Raw genomic sequence first — 8,917 nt, 5'->3', positions numbered from 1 at the left:
CCGGTGGATCGACAAGTACACCGAGGATTTTCAGCGCATGCGTTGGGTGTTGTGGGGATGCTTGATCGGGCTCCCTGCCTTTCTCGTCGCCGAGCTCGCCTCGAGCACCACGATCTTCGAGACCGGGTGGGAGAACTTCACGCCATCGGAGGATGTCGTCGGTTTGCTTTATCTCGTGAACGGCATCCTCTGCCTGTTCGTGTTCGAGGCGGTGCGGCGGGAGCGTGTGGTGAGCGTGTCGATCCCGCTCCGCCGTGTCACCATTCTTGGCCTCACCTTGAGCATTCCGGCGCTGCTGCTGCATCACGAGGTTGAATTCATGCAGGAGCATCTCGCAATCCCGAACTGGGCGTGGATCGTGATCGGGGCCGGCGCGCTTTATCTCATCAGCCGGCTGCATGAGGGCGCGACGCACCTCACTGACCGTTATTTCAACCGCGATCTCGACAAGGCCGAACGGACCATCGCCGCTGCAATCCTCAAGGCGAAAGATTCGTCGGAAGTCGACCGCCTGCTGGCCGAGCAGCCCTTCCGTCATCTCAAGCTGTCGTCGGCCGCCTCCTTCCGCAGCAATGGCGCCGAGTTCACGCGCGACACCGACGGCCATGGCTGGGGCGAGAAGACGGTGCGGAGCCTGTCGCCCGATACGGCGATGCTCGCACCGGTGAGCAAGGGCGTTCCCTTCGCCATCAGCGAGGAGGACAAGAGCGAGCCCGGCCTGCCAGGCGGCTTCAGCCGCCCGGTGCTGGGGGTCCCGGCGTCAAATCCGCTCCGCTGCTTTGCCGTGTCGCTCTATGGGCCGCATGCCTCGGGTGCGGACCTCGATGCCAATGAGTGCGCCATGCTGAGGCGCATCGCCCAGAATGCCGCCGCTGTCTATGCCGAGCTCGAGAACACCGATTTGCGGCGCAAGATCTCGGCGCTTGAGCGTAAGCTGTCCGGAAACGGCTCGACCCGTGCAAAACGCTCCAAACGCGGCCGGTAGCAGGGGGCGGGGGGCGGGGGGCAGACCGGCGGCGGCCTGGCCGTTAAGAGGCCCTTGCCGGGCTTCGAAAGCGCCCTCATTTTTTGTATGGTCGCCGCACCAAGACGAGCGAACAGAAGAGGAGGGTGGAGTGGTTGGCAAGCGACAGAATTGGGACGGCGAGCCTGACCGGCTCAATCCGCTGAGATTTGTGCTGCTGGTCGCGTTCGTTGGCGGGATTGTCGCGCTGATCTGGTGGGCCTATGCCACCGGCCATATCAAGCATGTGGAAACCGTGCCGCCGCCCGTCACCGCGCCCACATCGTCGACCGCGCCCATGTCACAATAGGGTGGGGCGCCCGCGCGAATTTGAAAGCAAGGATCGGAGTGCCGGCAGGCGGGGAGGGGCCTATGTCGTGCACCAACGCACTGATCCTCAAGGAGCTGACCATGACCCGTACCCTCGAAAAGCCTTCAGCCACTTCATCCCGCGATGACGCAAGCTGGGAGGCGGTGGTCGCGCGCGATGCTTCCTTCGAAGGCCGGTTCTACTATTCGGTGGCGACGACCGGCGTCTATTGTCGCCCGGGTTGTGCTGCACGCCTCCCCAAGCGCGCCAATGTGCGCTTCTTCGACACGCGAGACGAGGCGGAGCGGGCGGGCTTCCGCCCCTGCAAGCGCTGCAAGCCTGACCAGCCCCCGCTCGGGGAGTTGCATGCGGCGAAGGTGGCGCAGGCCTGCCGGCTGATCGAGGCGGCGGAGGAGGCGCCGAAGCTCGATGCGCTTGCCGAGATCGTGGCTTTGAGCCCCTATCACTTCCATCGCATCTTCAAGCAGGCGGTCGGCGTCACGCCGAAGGCCTATGCCATCGCGCATCGCAACAAGCGCGTGCGGGCCGAGCTCCCGGCGAGCGACACGGTCACCGCGGCGATCTATGATGCGGGCTTCAATTCCAACGGCCGGTTCTACGCCAACGTATCGGAGGTGCTCGGCATGGCGCCCACCGACTTCCGTGAAGGCGGGGCGGGGCAGGAGATACGGTACGCTATTCCTGAATGCTCGCTCGGCCCGGTCCTGATTGCCGCCAGCGAGAAGGGTGTCTGCGCCATCCTGTTTGGCGACGACCTGGAGGGCCTGCGGCGCGAGCTGCAAGACCAGTTCCCGCGCGCGCACCTGATCGGCGGCGACAAATCCTTCCAAGAGCTTACCGCCAAGGTCGTCGCTTTCGTCGAAGACCCCGCCAAGAATCTCGACCTGCCTTTGGACATAAGAGGCACCGCCTTTCAGCATCGCGTCTGGGACGCGCTCCGCCGCATCCCAGCGGGCTCGACGGCAAGCTACGCCGAGATCGCGGAGAAGATCGGTGCGCCGAAAGCGGTGCGGGCGGTAGCCCGGGCCTGTGCCACAAACCTCATCGCCGTGGCCATCCCTTGCCACCGCGTGGTGCGCAGCGACGGCGGTCTCTCAGGCTACCGGGGTGGCGTTGAGCGGAAACGCGCGCTGCTGGCCAAGGAGGCCAAGACCAAATTCAAATTGGCTCCTTAGCCCTTGCCCTTGGTGCGCGTGTTGCCGTGAGGGGCGTTGCGCTCCAGGAACTCGATCATCAGCCCGGCTACGTCGACTCCGCTCGCCTTCTCCAGCCCCTCGATGCCTGGCGAAGAATTGAGCTCGACCACCAGCGGGCCATGTTTGGAGCGGAGCATGTCCACGCCGCACACATTGAGGCCGAGCGTGCGCGCCGCTCTGACCGCCATGGTCCGCTCCTGCGGGGTGATGCGCACCTTCTCGCCCAAACCGCCGCGATGCAGGTTGGAGCGGAACTCGCCAGGCGGCCCTTGCCGCTTCATCGCCGCCACCACCCGGTCGCCGATGACCAGCGCGCGAATGTCGGTCGAATCCGCCTCTTTGATGAATTGCTGGACGAGAATGTTGACGTTCGCACCGTGAAAGGCCTCGATTACCGACTTCGCCGATTTCACCGTCTCGCCGAGCACCACGCCGATGCCTTGCGTGCCTTCGAGCAGCTTGATCACCACCGGCGCTCCGCCGACGAGATCGATGATGTCCTCGGCCTGCTTCGGATCGTTGGTATAGGCGGTGACCGGCAGCCCGATGCCGCGGCGGGCAAGCAGCTGCAGGCAGCGGAGCTTATCGCGGCTCCGCCCGATGGCGACGGATTCGTTCAAGGGATAGACGCCCATCACCTCGAACTGACGCAGCACGGCAAGGCCATAAATCGTGATCGAGGCGCCGATGCGCGGAATCACCGCGTCGAAATCCTCAAGCCGCCGCTTGCGGTAATAAAGCATCGGCCGGTGCGAAGTGATGTTGATGGAGACACGCAGCGTGTTCAGCACCTCGATGTCATGGCCGCGGGCGCGCGCCGCTTCGCAGATGCGCCGATGGCTGTAGAGATGCGGATTGCGCGCGAGCAACGCGATCTTCATGGGCCTTCCCGTTCTTTGGGGGACTAGGGTTTAGGGCAGCGCCTTGCTTGGCTCAAGCGCCACCCATGCGAGCGACTGCCGCAGCCGCGGCGGCCGGTGGCCGGCAAGGAACGAACGGCCAGGTTCGATCAGCGCACGGCCCTCAAGCGCCGTGCGACCGAGCAGCATGCGGAAGCCCATCTGGTCGCGGTTAGTCAGCGCAAGCTCGATCGGCCAAGCCTCCTTGCCGAGCATCAGGGGGGTCTCGATGATGTAGCGGCGCTCCACCAAGCCGCCGGAATTGCGCACGGCACGCTCGTCGACCGCAGGCGCCTCGCATTTTACCTTCACCGTGCTCGACCGCTGGATGGGATGCACCTCGAAGCGCACCCAGAGCGCTCCGGCGCGGCGGAATGGCTCGATGGCGAAGGCATGGAGCGCGCTGGTCCGGGCGCCGGTGTCGATCTTGGCCTTGATGGCGGCGACGCCGAGATCGGTCAGCCGCACCCATTCGCGCCAGCCTACCCGCAATTTCTCGCCCGCGTTTCCGCGCCGGTCGGTCATGCTGCCAAGGAGCTCATCTGCACCGAGGGGCACTGTAAGGCGCCAAAGGCTGTTCTGCCAATGGGTTCGCTTGCTTCTACGAAGGCGCCGGCTTCACTATAGTCTTTCTCCCGGTTATGGGGCGCGCGAGGGCAAACCATGGGCAAGAAGCAGCACGTGGTGATGCAGGACGACCGCTGGGTGGTGAAGGAAGAGGGCGCGGAAACCCCGGTCGCTACCTTCAGGACCCAAGACCAGGCCTGGGAGAAGGCCAAGGCCATCGCCCGGAGAGAGCGGTCTGAAGCCGTGCTGCACGGCAAGGACGGCCGCATCCGCGAGCGCAACACCTACGGCCACGACCCGCGCGGCACTAAGGGCTGAAGATCAGGGCGATATAGACCACGAACAGCAGGAGATGCACGGTGCCCTGCAGCACGTTGGTACGCGCGCCGCCGAAGGTGAGTGCGCTCACGAACAGGGTCAGCACGAGCAACGCGGCGTCGGTGCGGTCGAGCCCAAGATGCACTTCCTGTCCGGTGATCAGCCCGATGGCGAGCACCGCCGGAATGGTGAGGCCGATGGTGGCGAGCGCCGAGCCGAGACACACATTCACCGCCCGCTGCAGCTGATTGGCGAGCGCCGCGTGAAAGGCGGTCAGCCCCTCGGGCGACAGCACCAGGATGGCTATTAGGATGCCGCCGAGCGGCGCCGGCGCGCCGAGATGCTCGATGCCGAAATCGACGATGACGGCAAGGAAGGTGGACAGCGCCACGACGGGGGCAAGGGTGAGCAGCAGCATCGCCACGTGATACCAGAGCGGCCCGACGCTCCCCGTCTGGTGCGCAACGAGATAGGCCGCGGCCTCCCCCTTGCCGTTGACCGGCTCGGCGAAGAAGGATCTGTGCCGCATGGTCTGGATGGCGAGGAAGACGGCGTAGAAGAGAATGGTGATCGCTGCGAACAGCCCGGCCTGGAAGGGAGCGATGCTTGGGTCTGGCTCGGTCTTGGTGAGGTCCGGCATGATCAGCGAGAACACCGCGAGCGAGGCGATGACCACGAGAAAGGCGCGCGCGCCCTCGAGATTGTATTCCTGCTCCCAATAGCGCAGCGCCCCCATCAGGAGCGCCGTGCCAACCATGCCGTTGAGCACGATCATCAGGGTGGCGAACATGGCGTCGCGGGCAAGCGTCGGGTTGTTCTCGCCATGCAGGATGATCGCCGCCATGAGCGAGACCTCGATGATAATCACCGAGATGGTGAGCGCGAGCGTACCGTAGGGCTCGCCGAGATGCCGCGCGACGGCATCGGCGTGGCGCACCACGCTGAAGGCGCAAGCGAGCATCACTCCGAAGATCCACAGGAACACGAACAGGGTGAGCGGATAATTGTGCAGATCGCCGAACAGGGGTCCCTGGAAGACGTAGACGAGGAGGGTGGTGCCAAGCCCCACAAGGATCGCGGCGAGCGATGAGAGCCTGTGCCGGCGCCCAGGTCCGCCCTCGGCCGAGGGCTCGACCACGATTTCGCGTTGGTTCATGAAAACCCTCTAGCGCCCGCCCAGCGCCGCCAGTCAGAGCATTGTTGCTGGGCGCGGCTGAGGCGAAACCGGCTTGGGCGTCAATTCGCCGCGAGTGCGGTTGCCTCCGGAACGGGCACGACCAATTCCGCACCACTTCCTTTCGCCAGGGGTTATGGCGGCGTTAGGCGCTTTCATGTAAAAGCCCCTCACATGGGTTCCGACGATCAGCGCTGGCACCGGCCGCGCTCCTATCACCACGGCAATCTGAAGGAGGTCTTGCTCGAGGCGGCGCGCAAGCTGATCGAGCAATACGGCCCGGCCGGCTTCAGCCTGACCGAGGCGGCGCGGCTCGCCGGCGTAAGCCCCGCCGCGCCTTACCGGCACTTCCGCGACCGCGAGGCGCTGCTCGCCGAGGTCGCCCGCAACGGCTTCGAACGCTTTGCCGCGCGGCTCGACCTCGCTTGGAACAACGGCATACCGACGCCGCTTTCGGCCTTCGAGAATCTCGGCCGCGCCTACCTCGCCTTCGCACGCGAGGAGCCCGCGAGCTACGCCGTGATGTTCGAAGCTGGGCTCGGTATGAGTGGCGACGATCAGCTCAAGGCGGCCGCCGATCGCGCCTTCGATGTGTTGCAGCGTGCCGCGTCAGCGCTGTGCCGGGCGCTTCCTCCCGAAGAGAGACCTCCGGTTCGGCTGATGAGCCTGCACATCTGGGCGCTGTCCCACGGTGTCGCCGATCTCTTTGTCGAGGCGCGCGCCGGCGTCGCCAAGCTTCCGCTCCCGCCGGAGCAGATCCTCGAATCCGCGATGCTCGTCTATCTGCGCGGCTTGGGGCTCATCCCGCCGGACAGTCACGGGGCGCCGCCTAGCCCTTGAGACTGGCCGCTGCCGATCACATTTTGTGTCGTCTCTTGACTCTGGACAGGGCCGCCCCACCTATGTGAATGTGAATAACATTCACACGGAGGAAGGTTCGCAGGAAATGCAACAGGTAGTGACGACCTTGGACGATTACGGGAAGCCGGCGTGGATCATCGCCGCGGTTCTCGGCTTCATCATCTGGTGGCCTATCGGGCTTGGGCTCCTGGCCTATCTCATCTGGAGTGGTCGCATGGGATGCGGAAACAAGATGCAGTGGAAGCAGCACTTTATGCAGGAGGCGAAACGCTTCGGCGGCGGGTTCGGCGGCTTCGGTCCGCTGCGCACCACCGGCAACGCCGCCTTCGACGCCTATCGCGAAGAGACCTTGCGGCGTTTGGAGGAAGAGGCTGACGAGTTCCAGACCTTCCTCGAGCGTCTGCGCAAGGCGCGCGACAAGGCCGAGTTCGATCAGTTCATGGCCGAGCGCGGGGCAAGCGGTCCGCGGCCGGCGACGACATAAGTTCGCGTAAAGTAAGAGAGGCAATGCGTAAGCGAGGGCGCGGGAGCAATCCCGCGCCCTTTGCTATGTGTGAGGATCTCCAAACCCGCCGCCAGTGGGCGTCTTGATGATGATGGCTTCGCCGGGCTCAAGCATGGTCTGGGCGGAAGCCCCGAGGCGCTCGATCGTTCCATCCCTCCGCCGAACGAAATTCGCGCCGGCCTCGCCGGGCTCGCCGCCACTCGCACCGAAAGGCCGCAAGCGGCGGAAGCCTGAGAGGATGGCGCACTCCATGCGTTCAAGAAACCTGATGACACGAAGTGTCCCGTCGCCGGCGCGCCATCTGCCCTTGCCGCCGGAGCCGCGCCTGATCTCGAAACGCTCGAGCAGAACGGGATAGCGAAGCTCCAGCACCTCGGGATCGGTGAGCCGCGAATTGGTCATATGCGTCTGCACCGCCGGCGCCCCATCGAAGCCGGGGCCTGCCGGCGCGCCTGAGCAGATCGTCTCGTAATACTGGGTGCGCGCGTTGCCGAAGGTGAGATTGTTCATGGTGCCCTGCGCCGAGCCGAGCACCTGAAGCGCGCCATAGAGGCAGTTCACGACGGTCTGGCTCGTCTCGACATTGCCCGCGGCGACGGCGGCGGGGTAACGGGGCGCAAGCATCGATCCGTCCGGCACGACGATCTCGATGTGCCTCAGGCAGCCTGCATTGAGCGGAATGTCGTCATCGACCAGCGTGCGGAAGACATAGAGCACGCAAGCCCGCGTGATAGGCTCTGGCGCATTGAAAGTGTCGGGCTGTTGCGCACTCGTTCCGGTGAAATCGACGATGGCCCTGGCGGCAGCGTGATCGACACTGATCGCCACTTTGATGCGCGCGCCGGTGTCGGTCTCGACCTCGAAACGTGCCGGCTTAAGCGTCTCGATCACCCGCGCCACGCTTGCCGCGGCGTTGTCCTGCACATGGCCCATATAGGCCTGCGCCACGGCAAGCCCGTACTGGCTCACCATCTTGCCGAGCTCCTCCACGCCCTTGGCGTTGGCGGCGGCTTGCGCCTTCAGGTCGGCGATGTTCTGGGCGGGATCGCGGGCCGGGTAGGGGCCCTTGGTGAGCAGCGTCATCACCGCCTCTTCGCGGAAGCGGCCGCCCTCGACCAGCTTGAACGGGTCGATATAGATGCCTTCCTCCTCGATGCGCGTCGCCTTCGGGCTCATCGAGCCGGGGGTGATGCCGCCGATATCGGCGTGGTGTCCGCGCGCGGCAACGAAGAACAGAATCTCGGTATCACCTTCGGCAAAAACCGGCGTGACCACGGTGATATCGGGAAGATGCGTGCCGCCATTATAGGGCGCGTTCAGCATCCATACGTCGCCCGGCTTGAGGCCCCCGCCAACCTCGCGCCGCACGGTCTCGACGCTCCGGTCCATGGAGCCGAGATGCACCGGGATATGGGGCGCATTGGCGACGAGGCGTCCTTCACGATCGAAAATGGCGCAGGAGAAGTCGAGCCGCTCCTTGATGTTGACCGAGCGCGCCGTGTTTTGCAGCGCGTAACCCATCTGCTCGGCGATCGCGGTGAAACGCTTGTTGAACACTTCGAGCAGCACGGGATCGGCGCTGGTGCCGAGCGCGGCGCGCCCCTCGCGTGTACTCGCACGGGTGAGCAGCAAATGGTTTTTCGCCGTGACCTCTGCCTGCCAGTCCGGCTCGACCACCACGGTCTGGTGCGGCTCGATGATCAGGGCAGGTCCCGCGACGCAATGGCCTGGCTCGAGACCTGAACGCAAAAAGACAGGCGCGTCATGCCAAGCGCCACTGGTGAAGAGCCTGGTCATGGTTTGCGGTTCCGGCAGCTCGTCGATCGAGAGCGGCAGGTCTGGCTCGTGCGGATGCTCGCCGCCGCCAAGCGCTTCCACCTCGATCGCCTCGATCTCGATTGGCTTGTCAGGGCTCGTAAAGCCGAAGCGCTGCCGGTGCATCGCCTCGAACGCGGCACGCAGCTCTTTTAATGCCTCCCCTTTGTGGGGAGGCCGACCTGCATCGCCACTAGTGGCATCGCCGGTCGGGTGGGGGGAACCCCCTCTCCCCAGTGGGGAGAGGG

Annotated in this window: 10 protein-coding genes; 6 read left to right on the top strand and 4 right to left on the bottom strand. The window is 65.0% G+C overall.

Features of this window, described 5'->3' with window-relative positions:
• From ACREC7_RS14280 to ada, 3 genes are all read left to right on the top strand, one after another.
• Positions 1 to 985, top strand: a 985-nt coding sequence (locus ACREC7_RS14280) for a hypothetical protein (RefSeq protein WP_431556359.1), incomplete at its 5' end; no start/stop codon positions are given.
• 130 nt (positions 986 to 1,115) lie between these two features.
• Positions 1,116 to 1,313 carry a hypothetical protein gene (locus ACREC7_RS14275; protein ID WP_431556358.1) on the top strand — a complete coding sequence of 66 codons (198 nt, stop codon included), beginning with the start codon at positions 1,116 to 1,118 and terminating at the stop codon, positions 1,311 to 1,313.
• Between the two features lie 62 nt (positions 1,314 to 1,375).
• Entirely contained in the window at positions 1,376 to 2,509 is a 1,134-nt protein-coding gene (gene ada, locus ACREC7_RS14270; protein WP_431556357.1) for a bifunctional DNA-binding transcriptional regulator/O6-methylguanine-DNA methyltransferase Ada, read from the top strand.
• Here the strand turns inward: ada and rimK are convergent.
• Positions 2,506 to 3,411: a 30S ribosomal protein S6--L-glutamate ligase gene (gene rimK / locus ACREC7_RS14265; RefSeq protein WP_431556356.1), complete on the bottom strand. Its 906-nt coding sequence runs from the start codon at positions 3,409 to 3,411 to the stop codon at positions 2,506 to 2,508. The two genes, ada and rimK, sit on opposite strands and share 4 nt — an antisense overlap.
• A 30-nt stretch (positions 3,412 to 3,441) precedes the next feature.
• On the bottom strand, positions 3,442 to 3,954 hold the full coding sequence (locus ACREC7_RS14260) for an ATP-dependent zinc protease family protein (protein ID WP_431556355.1): 513 nt from the start codon (positions 3,952 to 3,954) through the stop codon (positions 3,442 to 3,444).
• 138 nt (positions 3,955 to 4,092) lie between these two features.
• Between ACREC7_RS14260 and ACREC7_RS14255 the strand changes: the two genes are divergently transcribed.
• Complete coding sequence (locus ACREC7_RS14255) at positions 4,093 to 4,314, top strand: DUF2188 domain-containing protein (RefSeq protein ID WP_431556354.1); 222 nt, start codon at positions 4,093 to 4,095, stop codon at positions 4,312 to 4,314.
• Here ACREC7_RS14255 and ACREC7_RS14250 read toward each other — a convergent pair.
• Complete coding sequence (locus ACREC7_RS14250; protein ID WP_431556353.1) at positions 4,304 to 5,470, bottom strand: calcium:proton antiporter; 1,167 nt, start codon at positions 5,468 to 5,470, stop codon at positions 4,304 to 4,306. The genes ACREC7_RS14255 and ACREC7_RS14250 overlap by 11 nt on opposite strands.
• A gap of 192 nt (positions 5,471 to 5,662) precedes the next feature.
• Here ACREC7_RS14250 and ACREC7_RS14245 point away from each other — a divergent pair, with 192 nt between their 5' ends.
• Positions 5,663 to 6,328, top strand: coding sequence for a TetR/AcrR family transcriptional regulator (locus tag ACREC7_RS14245; RefSeq protein ID WP_431556352.1), 666 nt, complete (start codon positions 5,663 to 5,665; stop codon positions 6,326 to 6,328).
• 106 nt (positions 6,329 to 6,434) lie between these two features.
• A complete protein-coding gene (locus ACREC7_RS14240) occupies positions 6,435 to 6,833 on the top strand; it encodes a DUF2852 domain-containing protein (protein ID WP_431556351.1) in 399 nt (132 codons plus the stop codon).
• Positions 6,834 to 6,896: 63 nt separating this feature from the next.
• Here ACREC7_RS14240 and ACREC7_RS14235 read toward each other — a convergent pair.
• A partial coding sequence (locus ACREC7_RS14235; RefSeq protein WP_431556350.1) for a hydantoinase B/oxoprolinase family protein occupies positions 6,897 to 8,917 on the bottom strand: 2,021 nt, incomplete at its 5' end.

The organism is Methyloceanibacter sp., from assembly GCF_050728395.1.
Classification (GTDB): Bacteria; Pseudomonadota; Alphaproteobacteria; order Rhizobiales; family Methyloligellaceae; genus Methyloceanibacter.
Note: the sequence above shows the minus strand (reverse complement) of the source record. Positions and strands in the feature narration are given on the sequence as shown.

Excerpts from the sequence above, each read along its gene's own strand:
- ACREC7_RS14255 (WP_431556354.1), top strand. The coding sequence starts at position 4,093 with ATGGGCAAGAAGCAGCACGTGGTGATGCAGGACGACCGCTGGGTGGTG.
- rimK (WP_431556356.1), bottom strand. The coding sequence starts at position 3,411 with ATGAAGATCGCGTTGCTCGCGCGCAATCCGCATCTCTACAGCCATCGG.
- ACREC7_RS14260 (WP_431556355.1), bottom strand. The coding sequence starts at position 3,954 with ATGACCGACCGGCGCGGAAACGCGGGCGAGAAATTGCGGGTAGGCTGG.
- ada (WP_431556357.1), top strand. The coding sequence starts at position 1,376 with ATGTCGTGCACCAACGCACTGATCCTCAAGGAGCTGACCATGACCCGT.
- ACREC7_RS14250 (WP_431556353.1), bottom strand. The coding sequence starts at position 5,470 with ATGAACCAACGCGAAATCGTGGTCGAGCCCTCGGCCGAGGGCGGACCT.
- ACREC7_RS14240 (WP_431556351.1), top strand. The coding sequence starts at position 6,435 with ATGCAACAGGTAGTGACGACCTTGGACGATTACGGGAAGCCGGCGTGG.
- ACREC7_RS14245 (WP_431556352.1), top strand. The coding sequence starts at position 5,663 with ATGGGTTCCGACGATCAGCGCTGGCACCGGCCGCGCTCCTATCACCAC.